Below are 16,700 nucleotides of genomic sequence, written 5' to 3'. Positions count from 1 at the left end.
GATAGGCAAGCTTTGACTTGCCTATCGTGGGGGTCATGGCAGAAGATGTCTTCAAGGCGCTGGCCGACCCCACCCGGCGGCTGATCCTGGACGAGCTGGCGGACCGGGACGGTCAGAGCCTCTTCGAGATCTGCGCCCGGCTGACGACCAAACACGGCCTCGGGCTGTCGCGCCAGGCGATCAGCCAGCATCTGGCCGTACTGGAATCGGCGGGTCTCGTCGTCCCGCGGCGCCAGGGCCGCTACAAATTCCACGACCTGAACACCGAGCCGCTGACGCATGCCGTCACCCGATGGCTCAAACCCCCCGACGCATCGGAGAAAACCCCATGAGAATCCATGTCACCAGCGTCTTCGTCGAGGACCAGGAACAGGCCCTGCGCTTCTACACCGACGTACTCGGCTTCGTTCGGAAGAACGACGTACCGCTGGGCGGCGGCGCCCGCTGGCTGACCGTCGTCTCCCCGGAGGCCCCCGACGGCACCGAACTCCTGCTGGAGCCCTCCGGCCACCCGGCGGTGCCCCCGTACAAGACGGCACTGGTCGAGGACGGCATCCCGGCCGCGTCGTTCGCGGTGGACGACGTGCCCGCCGAGTTCGAACGGCTGCGGGGGCTGGGCGTGGTCTTCACCCAGGAGCCGCTGACGATGGGCCATGTCACCACCGCCGTACTGGACGACACCTGCGGCAATCTGATCCAGATTGTCCACGTGGCGGGATAGCCGGATCGTCCGGTACGGCCCGGACCCCGGCCCCGGACCCCGGCCCCGGCCCCGGACCCCGGCCCCGGGCGCGGTACCGGCCGCCTCGACGGGCGTCGCCGGGGGCGTATTCGGTGTACGACCCCCGGCGCCCGCCCCTCGCCACCGGCTCCGGCTCAGTCCGCGTTGCCGATCCGCGCCGTCCGCTCACCGACGCGGTACGCGGCGCTCAGCCGGATGTGCTCGGTCATCACCCGCTCGGCGCTCTCCCCGTCCCCCGCGCCGATGGCGTCGAGGATCTCCGCGTGCGCGTCGACGATATGGCGCTGAACGTGGTTGTCGTCCAGCCAGAGCGACGCGTCCTGCGGAACCGGATAGCTGTTCCGGATGGCCCGGGCCTGCTCGCCCAGGAACGCGGGCCCGCCGATGTCCGTGATCGCCAGATGCAGCCCGCGGCTCAACTCGCCCAGCCGCTCGCGCCGCCCCGCCGCGATGTCCTCGACCATCGACGCGTGCACGGCCCGCAGCCCGGCCAGCTCCTCGGCCGTGATCCGGGCGGCGGCCAGCCGGGCGCCCAGACCCTCCACCACGGCCCGTACGTCGTAGTACTCCACCAGGGCCTCGTCGCTGAGATCGATGACCGTGGCCCCGTGATGGCTCTCGTAACTGATCAGCCGGTCCTTCTCCAGCCGCCGTAACGCCTCCCGCACCGGAGTGATCGACACCCCCAGCCGGGCGGCCACCGGCGCCGCCCGCAGCGGCGAACCGCCCGGGATCCGGGCGTTGCGGATGTCGTCGAGGAGGACGCCGTACACATAGTCGGCCTTGCTCTGAGGCGCCGTCCGCCGCTTCCGCACACCAACCACCCCTTCCGTTCAGGCAGTCCGCCGTGCCCGGAGGCCGTGCGCACCCGGTCGGGGCGGTAACTACCCATTTCTCGGCGTGATTTGACCGCGAGCGCGAACCTCTTTGCGGTCCGCGCGCCCGATCTTCCGGCGTGCGGCCGGGCCGAGGTATCACTTCCGGCACAGGGCGCGCAGCCGCCCCGCGTACCGGGGTGACCGACCGTGCCCCGTACGGAGAACGTCGCCAGGCACCAATCCGTGAACCGCTTAAACCCCTGAAAAGGATCACAGTGAAGAAGCGCCTTCTCGGCACACTGCTCTCGGCCGCATTCCTCGGCTCCATCGCGACGGCCGCGCCCGCGAGCGCCGGGCCGACAGGACCTACGGCTGTGGAGAACTTCCACGTCTGCTACAAGAACTCCGACTGCAACATGGGATACACCTCGGGCACCATCGACTGGGGCCCCGTCTTCGACTTCCCGCCCAGCATCAAGGGGAAGGTGCACAATCGGGTCGGAAGCGACTACTCCACGACGGTCAAGATCGAGTACTACCAGGGTCCGTTGCTCGTGCACTCGGACTCCCGGACCGTGAGGGACGGCAGTAAGACCTTCGAGATCGGTTACACCCACACTTACGTGGACCGGATCAAGTTCAAGGTGTGCCAGAACTTCTCCACCGGGGAGCAGTGCGGCCTGCCCGAGAACTACAGCCGCGCCTGACCCACGCCCCCGGCCGCCCGCCGACCCCCGTCGGCGGCCGGTCCGGTCCGTTCCGTCCGACAGCGCCCCATGACGTATCCCACCCGATGAGGGGGACCCGACTTGCACCCACGACCGTACGGAAGGAAGACCCCGCGGCCGTCGACCGCCGCGGCCCTGTTCGGAACCGTCGTCGCCCTGCTGGCCCTGCTGCTGCCGGGCGCCGCGTCCGCCGGCTCTGTCGACGCCACCGACTCAGCCGAATCGACCGGACCGGCGGCCGTAGCCCTCCCCGGCGGCAAGGCCAACTGGGTGGTCTCGGTCGGCCGGCTCCAGGACACCAGCGACGCCGTACGCCCGCCGACCTGGACCCGCCTCGGCTACTACGTCTTCGGGACGGACGGCACCGTCAGCACCCAGTACTGGCAGTGGGGCCAGGCCGACCAGGCGCCCCGGATCAACGCCAAGAAGGCCGACTGCGGCGGAGCCGTTCCCGTCTGCGACGTCCGTACCGCCGACGGGTTCACCGCCGCGCCGACGGGCGCGTACCGGGGGACGTACACCCACACGCCCGGCGGGAAGCTGACCGTCGTCTGGCGGACCGGCGCGACCGGCGCCGCCCTGCCGAGGCCGCTGACCGAGCACTGGGACGTCACCGCCGGACTCGCCTCGGGCGATGTCGCGCGGATCACCAGCCCCACGTTCTACCCCGGCGTCCAGGACAGCCCGACCCGCCCCGGACCCGTACAGTTCCCGGCCCCGGGAGAGTTCAGCGACTACGAGGCGAACTTCGGCGTCGGCTACGGCAGCAACGCCCCGCTCACCGCCCAGAGCCGGACCTCGATGAGCGCCCTGGTCAGCGACGCCCGCTACAACGCCCGCCACTACCTCGGGTCCTTCGTCTCGATCGGCTCGGGCAAGGTCCACCGCGAATGGGCCGGGGGCTACTTCACCTTCGGCGCCCGCGACGGCGAGAACACCGCGAACCCTTGGAAGCCGTGCCCCGACGGCGGCTGTATCGGCTATCTCCAGCACGACACCGGATGCAAGGACGTGAACTACCCGGACAAGGACCGGGTCCGCTACCTCGCCGAGATCGGCGGCGGCCGGCAGACCGCCTCCGAATACTGGTGCCAGACCCTGACCAAGGGCGCCAAGGACTGCTATCTCGCCAACTCCCACGTCCAGCCGATGCTCCAGGTCGTCGGCGACTCCGGCCGCTTCTACGGCTGGGTCGGCGTCGAGGCGTCCCCGCACGTCGACACCCGTACCCTCCAGCCCACGGAGTTCTGGACGCAGTACTACTTCGGGATTTTCGACCAGGTTTCGTATGAAGAACTGCGACCACTGATCCCGGTCCGGGCCGTGGTGCCCCAGGCGCCCGCGACCGACTTCCGGCTGGACTACGGCAACAGCAACGCCATCGGCTATCTCCGCTGGCCCCGGGGCGGTGCCGAAGGGCCCGTCACGTACAGCGGACGGAACCGCCCCGTGAGCGGCTGCCGCTACGCCGAGTTCACCGCGTACGCGGCGGACGGCACCTCCGTATCGAGCACATCGAGCCAGTTCTGCGCGGGCAACCCGAACGCGACCGTCCGCGACTTCGCCGGAACCCTTACCCTCCCGGGGACGAACCCGGGGCCGGTACGGCGGGTCAAGGTCGTGTACTGGGTCTCGGACCAGCCCGGGGAGTGGCGCCCGGGTCCCGAGACCACCTGCACGGCGACCGGCTGCTCCTGAGCCCGGCCGCCGGTCGCACCCGGCTCCCGGCACCACCGACCGCCGCATGAGAGTGGCCTCCATGGCGGCGGCGCGTGCGACCGAGGAGCCGGCCCGCCTCCGTCCCGTCCCTCTCCCCCGGGGGACGGGACGGAGGTCTGTCCCCGGTTTTCCGGGTCCTTACTTGCTTCGGGCGGGGCCGTTACGACTCCGGAAGAGCGGCCTCCGCCCGTACCGGCTCCTTACGCGCCCCCTCCGGCCCGGCCCCGGGCCCCTCCGCTCCGGCCCCGGCCGTACCGGAACCGGTCGCAGCCGTACCGGAACCCGCCCCGGGCCCCTTCCCGGCCGTACCGGAACCCGCCCCGGCGGCTACCGTCCCCGCCGCCAGCCGTGCCGAGATCCCGTCGAGCAGGAACTCCAGCCCGTCGGTGAACAGGTCGTCCCAGCCGGTGCAGTAAATACTGTCGTTGCGGACGAGGTTGGGATACCGGTCGCTGTTGTCCCGCAGCAGCTCCCGTCCCGCCTCCCGCTCCGCGTCGGGGACGCGGACGGTCGACCCCGACCAGGTGAACCCCATCACATGGTTGAACACGGCCCAGGTCGCGGATTTGAGTTCGGTGCCGCACAGCCCGGCCCGGACGAGCGCCGCCTGGAGAAGCTCCATCCGGGCCAGGAAGTTGGGCCCCACCGACGGCGGACGGCTGGCCAGCGCGGCGGTCGCCCAGGGGTGCCGGAGCAGGGGCTCCCGGATGCCCGCCACCACCGCCTGCACGTCATCCCGCCACGACCGCCCGGACAAGTCCGCACCGCCCGGCGGCGGCCCGAAGACCGCGTCCAGGGCGAGATCGATGACATTGTCCTTGGTGTCGATATGCCAGTACAGGGATGGGGCCATCACGTCAAGGCGGTCCGCCAGCCGCCGCATGGTGAGCCGGTCGATACCCTCTTCGTCCAGCAGTGCGACGGTGGCCGTCGCGATCCGGTCGAGTGAGAGCGGGGGCTCGCCCCGTGGCGTCTTCTCGGGCCACAGCCAGATGTTCCAGGTCGTACCACCCCTGGTCTTCCCGCCCGTCACGCCATCACGCTCCACGTTCCGTTGCCGTCGGTGCGCCGCCCCGCCGTCCCCTGCCCCGGGCGTCCGGCGGAGCCCGGCCGGTCGCGTTCCGGCGGGCGTACGAACCTCCGCGGACCGGGCAACCGGCCCCGGAAACCGGATGGTTCGGGGGTGGTGATTCGGATCTGCCGTGCCGTCAGTGTAGTAGCGTGAAGGAGCGATCTAACAGTGTTAGGGATGTCGACCAACGTTCGACGACGTAAGTAGACAGGCCGGGGACCGACCACCCCGACAGCCCTTCCGGCGGCTCTACGACCGGCTCCGCCGTCCCGCGCCCACCCCCGCGGGCACCGCGCGCCCCGCGCCACGACCGGGCGACGGCGGCTTCGCAGAGAGGCAGTGCATTGATCCCACTGATCGGAACGGACCTGGTTCCCGTCACCGACCGCTTCGACTGGTTCACCGACCTGGTGGGCCGTGACGTCGCCCCGGTACGGATCGGCTGTCCCGACCCCACCGCCTTCCAGGCGCGCGCGGGCACCCTCGAACTCGACAGCACCGCGTTCTCGATGTTCGAGTACACGCCCGTGCAGTCGGTCCGGACGCCGTCGCTGATCCGCCGCTCCGACCCGGAGCACTACCAGCTCGCCCTTATCACCGGGGGATCGATGATGTTCTCCCAGTACGGCAACTCGGTGGCGCTGAACACCGGTGACTGGGTGCTGTTCGACACCTCCCACGAGCTGGAGTCCTGGACGACCGACCCGGCCGGGGTGCGCCATGTGATGCTCCGGCTGCCGCGAATGGTGATCCCGCTGCCCGCCGACCGGACCGACGGACTCCTCGCCCGACGGCTCACCGGCGGCGGGGGAGTCGGCGACGTCCTCCGCGGCTATCTGCTCTCCTGCGCCCGGCACGGCGGCCGGATACCGCAGGCCGACCGGCGCAGGCTGGACACCGTCACACGCGACCTGGCCGTGACGTTCCTCGCCCACCACCTCGACCGGCAGCGGACCCTGCCGGACGAGACGCGCCGTACGGCCCTGCTCACCCGGATCGACTTCTTCATCGACGTCAACCTGGGCGACCCCCGGCTGACCCCGGCCGCGATCGCCGCCAAGCACCAGATGTCCCTGCGTACCCTGCACGCCCTCTTCGAGGGGCGCCGGACGACGGTCGCGGCGACCATTCGGGAGCGCAGGCTGGAACGCTGCCGACGGGATCTGTGCGATCCGGCGCTCGCGTCCTGGCGGGTCGCGGACATCGCCGCGCACTGGGGGTTCACCAACCCGTCGGTCTTCAGCCGGACGTTCCGGGCCGCGTACGGCGCGGCGCCGGGCGCCTACCGGCGCACCGAACTCCCCGCGGGCCCGGGAGAAGGGCGGGCCGACCGGATTGTCAGTGGCGCGTGCTGAGATGGGAACCACGGAGGCCGCCGGGGTCGTGACGCGGCGGTGGGAACCGGGGAGCACGGGGGACGGACACGGACATGCCGAGGACCGAGCGGACGGAAGAGCGTGACGGGCAGCGGGGGCCGGACGGCCCGGCGGAGCCGCCTCTCACGGCGGGCGAGACGAGGCTGCGGGACGGACTGCTGGCCCTGCTGACCGCCGGAGGCCCGGTGGGGGAGGCCCCCGGCTCACCCGCGCGGGCCTCGGCATCGCCACCGGGGGAAGCGGCGGCGGCGCTGCGGGCCGTGCTCGGGTCGGGCCGGACGCCGGCGGCGGCCGTCGCCCGGCTCGCGGAGACGGCGCGCGCGGCCGGTGAACTGGACGGGGATCTCGTCGCCGCCCTGATCCACCACACCCGCCCGGCCCGCGCGCTGGCGACCCTGCCGCTCACCCCGCCGCCCGACGGAGGAGCCCCGCGCGAAGGCACCGCTGGGGAGGCGGCGGGCGAGGCCCCGGCAGCCACGGCCCCCGGGACCGCCCCGGCCGAACCGTCCCCGCCCTTGCCGCAGAAGGGCGGCAAGGCCCCGGAATCCGCCGCTCCGCACCTCGACCTCACCACCCCCGAACCCGCCCCGGCTCCCACCGACGGGGCCGCGCCCGGCGCAGGCCCCGGCGCCACCCGGCCCCGGACCGAACTCGCCGTACTGGTGGAGCGCCATCTCGCGGCGGACCCGCGCCGCTGGCGCGGACTCCACGACCGGCTCGGCGCCTTCCCCGGCACCCTCCCCGATCTGCTGGCATCCGCTCCCGTCCCGGTCGCCGACGCCCCGCTGCCGCCCGCGTCCACCACCGCGACCCTCGCCCTGCTGCTGGAACACACCCCGCCCGCGTGGGCCGTCGCGGCGGTGGCCGCCCTGCCGGACCGCACGGTCAAGGACCTGCTGTCCCGGGGGACCGCGCCCGGCCCCGTACTCACCGGTGCCGTCCTGCGGTACGGCGACTCCCGGACCCGGACCGCCCTCGCCCACCACCCCCGGCTGGACGCCCGGACCCTCAAGGACCTGGTCGCGGCCGACGACCCCCGGGTCAACGCCGCCGTGTACGGCAACGCGCGCTGTACGCCGTCGCTCCGCCGGACGATCGCGCACGCCGTCGACCGGGTACCGCTCGACCCCGGACTCCGGGCCGAACTGCTGTCGTCCAGCGCCGAGTCGACCCGGGGCAGAACCGCCCCCTTCCTCGGCAGCGGAGACCCCGAACTGGTCGTCAAGGCGCTGGCCCACGGGGCGCGCGGAGTCGCCCAGCGGTACGCGCTGCTACGGATCTGGGAGCGCCGGGGAGCCGGCGCGCTCCGGGCCGTACTCTCCGACCCGTCGGCGGCCCGCTCCCTCCTCCCGGCCGTCCGGGACGAGGTCTCGGCCGCCCTCGACGCCCCGGGCGAGGCGGCCCGGATGCGGTCGGACGGCGAGCCGTACGAGGACCCGGCGACCCTGCCCCGGCTGCTGGCCGCCGCCCGGGGCACCAGCACCCTGCGCGATCTGCTCAACGAGCCGTACGCGCACGACATGCCCGCGATCGCCGCCGCCAACCGCCGCACGCCCTTCATGCCGAAAGCCGCCCAGGACCTGATCCGCCACGAGGACGCCACGGACGAGGACCGGGCCGCCTTCCAGCTGACCCTCCTCAACGACGCCTGGCGGCGCGACCGGGTGGCGGGCGACCTCACACCCCCGGGGCGGCGGCTCGCCACCGAGGAACTGCCCGACACGGCGGGCCGGTGGGCGGTCGGCATGGTCCGGGCCGGACTGCTCACCCCCGTCGAACTCCTCACCACGGCGCGCCCCGCCGCGCACGCGGTCGCCGCCCTGGCGGCCCTGGCGGAGGAGGGCCTGTGGAGCCCGGCGGACCGTACGGCGCTGACGGCTCTGCTGCCGCCCGCCGACGGCCTCACTCCGGCGGTCCTCCGGGCGCTCGCCGCCCACCGGGGCACGCTGCCGACGGCGCCGACGCCATCACCCCTCGAATCCGCCTCCGCGCCCCTGCCGTCCCCTCCGCCGAACCCGTCGCCTCCGCCACCCCCTTCTTCCACGCGCACCGCGCCCCCTTCCTTCACACCCCCCTCGGAACCGGGCAGCGAGTGGGCCAGGGCGGCGCTCGGGGCGGTGGATCTGCTGCTGGACCTCGCCCCCGGCGGAGCGGCACCACTGCCCGAGGACCCCGGGGTGCTCCGCTATCTGGCGGCACACAAGGTCTCGGACACCCCCGGCCGTTATCACCCGGACTGGCTGGAACGGGCGCTCTCGGAAGGGGGCGCACCGGAGCGGGCGCACCGGTGCGAACCGCCGACCCGGGACGAGGCGCTGGCGCTGCTCGGCGAGGCGACCGACTGGGGCCGGGCCGAGCGGCTGCTCGAACGGGCCTGGGTGCACGGGGTGCTCCGGACCGAGGACCTGCTGACCCGCTGCCCCGCCGGATGGCTGCTGATGGGGCACTACCGCTGGGACGAGTTCACCTTCACCGCCGCCTGGGAACGAGCCGTGGCCAAGCTGCTGGAACAGGAACTGGGTACGGACCCCGGGGCCTGGCTCGCCCTCGCGGCGGTCGCCGACGAGGCACTGGCCGCGACCGACTGGAACCGCCCGGGACCCGGCCCGAGCTGGCAGGACCTGCTGGCCCGATCCCGTACGCCCCGGCCACCCCACCCGTCCTCTGCCACCACCCCCGGAGACCGCCCGTCGTGGTCACCGGGGGCGGGCGGAGCCGGTCCCTCCGCGCCACGCCCCGCCCCCGCCACGGCCGACGAGGCCCTGCGACTGGTCGCGCGCGGCGACTACCGCTGGCCCTGGCCGCTGGGCGCCCTGCTGTGCCTGGCACCGGAAGGGGCCGTGGCCGCCGTGCTGGAGAAGGCGGCCCCGGACACGGCCTGGCGGCTGGCCGCGTACCTCATGCGCCGCACCCCCACACCCCGCCCGGCGTTCGAACGGCTGCTGGCCTCCGGGGACCGTACGGCCCGCCGGATCCTGGCCCGGGAGGCGCGACGGCTCGACGAGCCCGCCATGGCCCGGCTCGCGGACCTCGCCGACCCGGAGGTCGACCTGACCCTGCTGCGCGGCGGTGCCGACAGCCGGATCCGGCGACGAATCGTGGCCAGGCCCGGCCGGCTGGCCGCCGACCTCATCGCGGGCGCGGCGGCGGACCCCGCCGCACCGATCCCGGGCGGCCTCGCCTGGCTGGAGTCGGCCGAACCGGACCTGATCGCCCTCACGGTCACCCGCGAGGGCAACCGGCTCAACCTGGCCCAGCAACTGACGGCCTGCCTCAACACCCTGCGCCACGGCGGCCCGAAGGCACTGGCCGGACTGGCGGACGGGGGAGCGCTCGGGGCCACCGCCACCCGGCTGGTCCAGAAGGCGCTCGCGGCGGCGGACCCGGCCGCCCCGATCACCGCCCGCCGGGACCGCGAACTCGCCGCCGACCGGCTGGTGAAACGGCTCCGCCGGGCCAAGGGCCCCTGGGAGACGGCCCGGATCCTCGACGACCACCCCGGCACCCCCGACTTTCCGGGGCTGGAAGCCGCCCACGCCCGGGAACCGATCCCCGCCTGGGAGACGGTCGTACGGAACGCCCGCGCGCCCCACGACCTCCAGCTCCGCCACGCGGCCCTGCTGCCGGTCCCGACCCGCCGGACACCCCCGGCGGACCGGGCCCTGACCCTGGCCCGGCTCCGCCACGGCCTCGGCAACTGGATCCGCGGACCGGTCGACGTCCTCTACGACGACCTCCTCCGGGACGGCCGGATCACCGGCCGGGAACTGGTCCTGGAAACGGCCCCCGCCGCCACCGTCCTCGCCTGGCTCAACCGCGCCCGCCGCCGCGACGACACCCCCGGCAAGGAGATCGCGAACGCCCTGGCGGCGGTCGCCGAACTGCTCCGTACAACCCTCGGCGACGACCCCGCGGCCTGGCACCGCACCTTCGCCCGGCTCACCGAACAAACCCCGGGCCAGTACCTCCTCACCCCCCTGCCCGAACTCCTCGCCGCTTCACCCACCCCCGCCCCCACCAGCCCCAACAGCTGATTGCAAAATACATCTATGGCTCTCAAGAACCCCCCGGCCACGGCGGTCCCCGCCGACGCCGCGACCATCAGCCGCTCCCTCGCCCGCGCCTTCGACGACGACCCGATGATGCGCTGGTTCTTCCCGGTGGACGAGACCCGCGAGGAGTCGCTCGCCGCCTACTTCGGCACCATCTTCAGCCGTCAGTACGTCCACAACGCGGTCTGCGAGCGCACCGAGTCCGCCGCCGCGTTCTGGGTCTCCCCGGAGGGCCGGGACAAGGCCGTCCCCGACGAGGACACCATCCGCGAACTCACCGCCATCCTGGGCGACCGCGCCGACCTCTTCGGCGCCGCGGTCCAGGCCGCCGCCGCCCACAGCCCCCAGGAACCCCACTGGTACCTCGCGGTCATCGGCGCCGACCCCGCCGCCCAGGGCACCGGCCAGGGCGCGGCCCTCCTCCGCTCCGGCCTCGCCAAGGCCGACGCGGCGGGCCTCCCCGCCTACCTGGAGTCCTCCAAGGAGTCCAACCTCCCCTTCTACGAGTACTTCGGCTTCACGACCCAGCAGGAGCTGACCCTCCCGGGCGGCGGCCCCACCCTCTGGTCCATGCGCCGCGCCCCCCGCCCGGCCTCGGCCTGACCCCCACTCGCCGGGGAGTCTGCCGATCGACTTCCCGGCTCCACCTCCGAGACCGGGGCAAGAGCCCCGACTTGGCTACCTTCCACGACTCCTCCATAGGCTTCCCCGCGAAGAGTGTTCGGACCCGAGGCACGCATCACACGGTTGCCCTGGTGACGAACTGGGTCGGCTTCCGCAGAATTGCTGCCGCGCCGTCGAGATCTGCGAGCCGTGCGGCGAGTGTTGCTTCCGCGAGCCGGGGCGGCAATGCCGTACTGAACTTGAGGCCCGTCAGCGCAAGTGGGTCCACCACAGGCAGGCAGAGCTGTACCGATGCGTCCGCTGTGGCCTCCGCCCAGTCCTGAGGTGTGACGTCTTCACGCAGCCGCAGATACGCCCCCGTCGGGCGTTGCAGTGGATCGGCGACCGAGCCGAGGCTGGCGGCAAGGGTGGCATTGGCCCGATGACCCGCCCAGGTCCACCACCGCACATTGGTGTCCCGCCCGCAACGGTTCACCACCGTTCCCTCGGCGTGCACCAACAGGTGATTCTCTTCGCGAGCCTTTGTCAATGCACCCTGGGCGCGGCGGGTGAGAGTGACCGGGGGAGTGGCTCCCAGCAGCACCTCCCGCACCGCACGAGCGAGCTTGTACGAGGTGGCGCGAACCGGACCGAGTCCGCTCCAGCGGGCCCGTCCACCACCGTCCGCCGCTTCTACGAAACACCGGCGCCTCGACCAGTCGATATACGTCACCTGCCAGTTGCGGCCCGCCAGCAACAGCCTGCGGGGGCCAGGAACTGCCTCTGTCAGCAGCGCAGGGTCGGTCGTACCGATCTCGGTGCGGCCAGCCAGCACCGTGAACTCGGGCGCGGCGGTGAAGACCGCGGTCAGATCCATGAAGTGGCGGTAGCCGAATCGCTTCTCGGCCTCGGGCCCGATGAACAGCATGCCGCCGTCCTGGTCCAGATAGCCCTCCGCCACCAGATGCCGCACCACCGGTTCCGCGGCCGGGCCGAAGGGACCGAGTCCGCCCCACCCGTCCTTCCAGAGCTGATCGCCCACCCTGTGTTCCTGAAGGCAGAGCGCCAGGATCTGCTGGGCGGCGATATGCCGGGGCTCCGGCGGAGCCGTCACCGGTTCCACCCAGCCGCGGCCCCATTGCAGCAGCAGGGCGGCGGCGGCGAGCAAGCCGTCTTCGTCAAGGGCGAGGAACAGACAGTTGCGCTTCGACCCCGGGCGTCGGCCCGTACGTCCGAGCCGTTGCAGGAAGGAAGCCACGGTGGCGGGTGCGTCGATCTGAATGACCCGGTCCAGGTCGCCCACGTCGATGCCCAGCTCCAGGGTGCTGGTGGAGACGATCACACAGTCCCTGGCTTCGGCGAATGCTTCCTCTGCCCGTCGTCGTTCGTCCGCGGAGAGGGAGGCGTGGGACAGGAAGGTCGTCACTCCCTTGATCCGCAGGCCGGCCGCGAGTTCCTCGACTTGTTTGCGCGACTCGCAGAAGACCAGACGCTTCTCGCCGTGGTGCAGTGCCGCGATCACCGTGGCCGCATTGGCGAGCGAGCCCACGTAGTCGAGCTGTACGTCACCCGGCGGAGGGCCGGGCGGGTGCTTTTCGCGCAGATGCGGGGCGACGACCCGAGCCGGACGCTGATTCGCGCCCGATCCCTGCAGCCAGTGCAACAGCTGTTCCGGATTCCCCACCGTCGCCGAGAGTCCGACCCGCTGGATCGGGCGCTCAACCACCCGCTCCAGCCGTTCCAGCACCGCGAGCAGATGCCAGCCCCGGTCGTCACCGGCGAAGGCGTGTACCTCGTCCACCACGATCGACTGCAGACCCGAAAAGAACGTCCGGTGGTCGACGTTCGCGCTGACCAGCATCGCTTCCAGTGACTCCGGTGTGGTCAGCAGGATGTCCGGCCGTTCACGCAGAATCCTTGCGCGCCGGTTCTGCGGAATGTCACCGTGCCAGAGCGCGGCTGTACGTCCGAGCCACGAGGCGTACATCTCCAGGCGTGGCAGCAGATTGTTGAGAAGAGCCTTGAGCGGGCACACGTACAGCACCGAGGTGCCGCTCCACTGCTCCGCCGCCATCCGGGAGAGCAGAGGGAAGGCAGCCGCTTCGGTCTTACCTCCCGCGGTCGGAGCGAGTAGCACAGCGTCCGAGCCCTCCAGGAGCGGCTCGATCGACTCGTACTGGAGCGGGCGCAACCCCGGCCAGCCGAGCACGTTGACGATATGGTGCGCGAGGCCGGGGTGCAGGAGGTCCAGTGCATCCGAACCGTGGGTCACGGCAGCTCCAACTCGACCTCGTCCGGGTTCAGAGCTGCGGCGTTGCGCTCGACGGCACTCATTTCGGACGGATGCATGGTGAGGGCGTAGTGCGTTCGCGGGGCGAAGTCCTCGAACTGGTCGATCCGGTCCAGCACATCACCCACCAGCTTCTTGAGGAACAACCGGGGTGCCACTCCCACCTTGCCGCCCAGAGCCCCGCCGACCGCCTTGGCCAGTTCGGCGACGTAGGCGTCGTCGGCAACCGTGAGTACCCGATCCGGAGCGACGGATCCCGTCGCATACAAATCCCGGATCGCGAGCCCCAGGGACACCAGCGACTCCTGGGTGAAGCCCGGCAACCTCAGCTGTACCGCGCGCGGATTGTCGAAGCGGGGATCGGTGGTGAAGTCGGTGGCCAGGCGCTGGGCAAGCGGGGCGAGGCGCTGAGCTCCCTGACGCCCGTCGTAGAAGGCCGGAGTGCCTGTGATTACCAGATAGAGCCCCGGGAACCGGCCCGAATGGACCTCGTCGATGAGCTGACGCAGCGCGTTGAGTGCCTTGTCCCGGGCGTCGGAGCGGACCCGCTGAAGGGTTTCGACCTCGTCCAGGACGAGGAACAGTCCCGCATGCCCGGAGTCCCGCAGCACGGTGAGCAGCCCCTGAACGAACCCGAAGGCACCGAAGTGGTCCAGGTCGCCTCGCACTCCGGCGACCCGGCGGGCCGAGGCAGCCACATGGGGCTGTCCGCCCAGCCACGCCATGACTGCAGCCGCAGTGCCTTCGTCACTGCTCTCCTGAGCGATGCGGTATCCGCGGAGTGCGGCGGCGAAGGACGGTGCATGCCGTGACACCTCGGTCAACCGGGCGTTCATCAGCCGGTCCACCTCTTCGGACAGGTCTTCGTCGGATGCGCCCCCGGCCAGGGCGTCTTCCTCCAGGGCGTAGAACCAGGCATCGACTACGGGGCGAAGCGCGCTGGGCGGAAAACCGGAGGTGGCGAGCCGCTCGGTCAGCCGCCGGTAGACCGTCTCCAGCTTGTGCAGGGGTGTTTCGGTCTCCGAGATCTGGATCTCGGCCACCGCGAAGTTCCGCCGTTTGGCGCGCTCTCCCAGCCATCGGGTGAAGAACGTCTTCCCGGAGCCGTACTCGCCGCGAACGGCCTTGAAGACGGAGGAGCCGGAGGCCACGGCTGCCAGTTCCGCATCGAGGGCTGTCTCGAACCGGTCCAGCCCCGTAGCCAGCAGGTCGAGCCCGGACTCGGGTACGGCCCCGCGGCGGATCGCGTCGATGACATCACGGCGGCGGGCCGCACTGACAGGGGCAACGTGCTTGGACTGATCGATGCTCACTACCACAGTGTTCCATCCGTCCCCTGCGTCCCGCCCATGCGTCGCTATCCGTAGCGGGCGGCCCTCCGCCGAGAGATTCTGCCGTCCGGAAATGGATATTGACTTCCTGCTGATCTCGTTGATGCAATGCTCTATTGCACTGTTCGCGTACGAGCCGGGGGAACACACGGCGTGTCTCTTGACAATCCGCTGCTGAAGAAGCTGCTCCACGATGTCGGGACGGGGGCGCTGCAGCTTCCCGACTTCCAGCGTGAGTGGAAGTGGGGCGACGAACGGATCAAGGCATTGATTGCGACCGTCACCCTGGACTATCCGCTGGGCGTGGTCATGGCACTGCAGACCGCGGGAACATCTCCCTTCCGGGCCCGGCCCCTGCACGGTGCGGAAGCTGTCGGCGAACGTACGCCCGAGCTTCTGCTGCTGGACGGTCAGCAGAGGCTGACCTCGCTCTTCCAGGCTCTGCACCGGGACCAGCCGGTGGAGACGGTCGACGGCCGAAACAAAGACATCAAGGTCTGGTACTACATCGACATCGCCAAGGCCGTGGGACCGCCCTCCGACCGTGACGAAGCCATCGTCTCCGTGCCGGAGAGCCGGATCGTCGAGGGCTCGTCCCGCCGTCCCGGACTCGACCTGAGCACGATCGAGCGGGAGTGCGAAGCGGGCATGTTCCCGCTCCACATCGTCTTCGACACCCAGCGCACGACAACCTGGCAGAAGGAGTACGTCAAGCTGGACGACGCTCATTGGGATGCCTGGTCGGATTTCAAGGACCTGGTCCTCAATCGGGTCCAGGCGTTCAACGTCCCTATGATCAATCTGCCCGCCGACACCACGATGGACGCGGTCTGTGCGGTATTCGAACGAGTGAACACCGGTGGTATCCCGCTCAACGTCTTCGAACTGCTGACGGCCACCTACGCCGGCGATCAGGCCCATGTCCGGGAATTCGGCACCTACTACCAGCTGCCGGAGGAATGGAAGGCGATCAAGGAACGGCTCGTCTCGCAGCACCCCGTCTTCGGCAGCCTGGAGACGGCGGGCTCCGACGACGGACTGAGCAGCAGCGACTTCCTTCAGGCCGTGGCCCTGCTGCGGACCTGGGAACTGAAGCAGTCCGGCATGCCTGGCGCCGTCTCCTGCAAACGGCGTGACCTGCTGAACCTCCCGCTGACGGACTTCCGGCGCCTCGCCCCGCGTATCGCCGATGCCTTCGCCTGGGTGGGCTCCTTCCTCGCCAACCAGTGCATCGTCCGAAGTCGCGACCTCCCCTACCGCACCCAGCTCGTCCCGCTCGCCACCGTGCGCGCCATCCTCGGCGAGGCCACCGACGAGTTCGCCGCCGAGGAGCGCATCGGCCAGTGGTACTGGAACGGTGTGCTCGGCGAGATGTACGGCGGAGCCATCGAGAGCCGCTTCTCCCGCGATGTGGAACAGCTCGTCGCCTGGATCAGGGGTGAACACCATGCCGTCCCCGACACCGTGAACGACGCGGCGTTCTTCGCCGACCGTCTCGACACCCTCACCACCCGGAACAGCGCCGCCTACAAGGGGATCTACGCCCTGCTGATCAAACAGGGCGCAGTGGACTGGTACTTCACCGAGGCGCCGCTCAACCCGGCCCGCATCCTCGCGCACGCCGTCGACGTTCGCCAGATCTTCCCCAAGAGCTGGGCCGACAAACAGGGCGGACGCCATGCCAAGCACGTGTATTCGATCGTGAACAAGACGCCGCTCTCCCATCGCGCCAGCCGCAGTATGACGGGACTGCCGGGCTCGTATCTGAAGGCTCTCCAGCTCGAGTCCGGTATGCGGCCCGAGTGGTTCGACGATGTCATCGCCACCCATCTGATCGACCCGTCCGCGCTGCACGAACTCGACTACGAGCGGTTCTACGAGAGCCGGGCCAAGCAGTTGCAGGAGCTGGTGGACGCGGCCATGGGCAAGCGCACTGTGATCCGTGACGGACTGGGTGGATGAGCGGCTC

At 71.1% G+C, this 16,700-nt stretch carries 12 protein-coding genes; 8 read left to right on the top strand and 4 right to left on the bottom strand.

Going from position 1 to position 16,700, the window contains the following annotated elements; translation table 11 throughout:
* Positions 1–35: 35 nt before the first annotated feature.
* Entirely contained in the window at positions 36–332 is a 297-nt protein-coding gene (locus AB0G74_RS23965) for a metalloregulator ArsR/SmtB family transcription factor (RefSeq protein WP_361149685.1), read from the top strand.
* Complete coding sequence (locus AB0G74_RS23960; protein WP_361149682.1) at positions 329–721, top strand: VOC family protein; 393 nt, start codon at positions 329–331, stop codon at positions 719–721. The genes AB0G74_RS23965 and AB0G74_RS23960 overlap by 4 nt, the downstream gene beginning before the upstream one ends.
* 155 nt (positions 722–876) lie before the next feature.
* Here the strand turns inward: AB0G74_RS23960 and AB0G74_RS23955 are convergent, their stop codons facing one another.
* Positions 877–1,557, bottom strand: coding sequence for a GntR family transcriptional regulator (locus AB0G74_RS23955; RefSeq protein ID WP_361149680.1), 681 nt, complete (start codon positions 1,555–1,557; stop codon positions 877–879).
* A 278-nt stretch (positions 1,558–1,835) separates the two neighbouring features.
* On the opposite strand from AB0G74_RS23955, the gene AB0G74_RS23950 reads away from it, so the two are divergent.
* Together AB0G74_RS23950 and AB0G74_RS23945 are read left to right on the top strand one after the other, a co-directional pair.
* Complete coding sequence (locus tag AB0G74_RS23950) at positions 1,836–2,267, top strand: hypothetical protein (RefSeq protein ID WP_361149678.1); 432 nt, start codon at positions 1,836–1,838, stop codon at positions 2,265–2,267.
* Positions 2,268–2,369: 102 nt separating this feature from the next.
* The gene (locus AB0G74_RS23945; protein WP_361149675.1) at positions 2,370–3,986 is read left to right on the top strand and encodes a hypothetical protein; all 1,617 of its coding nucleotides are present in this window, start codon (positions 2,370–2,372) and stop codon (positions 3,984–3,986) included.
* A 181-nt stretch (positions 3,987–4,167) separates the two neighbouring features.
* On the opposite strand, the gene AB0G74_RS23940 is transcribed toward AB0G74_RS23945, so the two are convergent.
* Positions 4,168–5,040: a TetR/AcrR family transcriptional regulator C-terminal domain-containing protein gene (locus AB0G74_RS23940; RefSeq protein WP_361149673.1), complete on the bottom strand. Its 873-nt coding sequence runs from the start codon at positions 5,038–5,040 to the stop codon at positions 4,168–4,170.
* A gap of 383 nt (positions 5,041–5,423) precedes the next feature.
* Between AB0G74_RS23940 and AB0G74_RS23935 the strand changes: the two genes are divergently transcribed.
* From AB0G74_RS23935 to AB0G74_RS23925, 3 genes are all read left to right on the top strand, one after another.
* Positions 5,424–6,434 (top strand): helix-turn-helix domain-containing protein, encoded by a 1,011-nt coding sequence (locus AB0G74_RS23935; protein ID WP_361149671.1) that lies wholly within the window; start codon positions 5,424–5,426, stop codon positions 6,432–6,434.
* A 74-nt stretch (positions 6,435–6,508) separates the two neighbouring features.
* Positions 6,509–10,489, top strand: a complete 3,981-nt coding sequence (locus AB0G74_RS23930) for a hypothetical protein (protein ID WP_361149669.1) — start codon at positions 6,509–6,511, stop codon at positions 10,487–10,489.
* 15 nt (positions 10,490–10,504) lie between these two features.
* Complete coding sequence (locus AB0G74_RS23925) at positions 10,505–11,110, top strand: GNAT family N-acetyltransferase (RefSeq protein WP_361149666.1); 606 nt, start codon at positions 10,505–10,507, stop codon at positions 11,108–11,110.
* 136 nt (positions 11,111–11,246) lie between these two features.
* Here the strand turns inward: AB0G74_RS23925 and AB0G74_RS23920 are convergent, their stop codons facing one another.
* Positions 11,247–13,382 carry a DEAD/DEAH box helicase gene (locus tag AB0G74_RS23920; protein ID WP_361149663.1) on the bottom strand — a complete coding sequence of 712 codons (2,136 nt, stop codon included), beginning with the start codon at positions 13,380–13,382 and terminating at the stop codon, positions 11,247–11,249.
* Entirely contained in the window at positions 13,379–14,713 is a 1,335-nt protein-coding gene (brxD, locus tag AB0G74_RS23915; protein ID WP_361149661.1) for a BREX system ATP-binding protein BrxD, read from the bottom strand. Before brxD ends, AB0G74_RS23920 begins: the two co-directional genes overlap by 4 nt.
* A 171-nt stretch (positions 14,714–14,884) precedes the next feature.
* Between brxD and AB0G74_RS23910 the strand changes: the two genes are divergently transcribed.
* Complete coding sequence (locus AB0G74_RS23910; protein ID WP_361149659.1) at positions 14,885–16,693, top strand: DUF262 domain-containing protein; 1,809 nt, start codon at positions 14,885–14,887, stop codon at positions 16,691–16,693.
* The last annotated feature ends 7 nt before the right edge of the window (positions 16,694–16,700 follow it).

The sequence above is a fragment of the Streptomyces sp. NPDC020875 genome, from assembly GCF_040641415.1.
Classification (GTDB): domain Bacteria; phylum Actinomycetota; class Actinomycetes; order Streptomycetales; family Streptomycetaceae; genus Streptomyces.
The sequence above is the reverse complement of the archived record's forward strand: the minus strand, read 5'-3'. Positions and strand labels throughout refer to the sequence as shown.

Coding starts and splice junctions, on each gene's coding strand:
- AB0G74_RS23965 (WP_361149685.1), top strand. CDS start 36: ATGGCAGAAGATGTCTTCAAGGCGCTGGCCGACCCCACCCGGCGGCTG.
- AB0G74_RS23960 (WP_361149682.1), top strand. CDS start 329: ATGAGAATCCATGTCACCAGCGTCTTCGTCGAGGACCAGGAACAGGCC.
- AB0G74_RS23930 (WP_361149669.1), top strand. CDS start 6,509: ATGCCGAGGACCGAGCGGACGGAAGAGCGTGACGGGCAGCGGGGGCCG.
- AB0G74_RS23925 (WP_361149666.1), top strand. CDS start 10,505: ATGGCTCTCAAGAACCCCCCGGCCACGGCGGTCCCCGCCGACGCCGCG.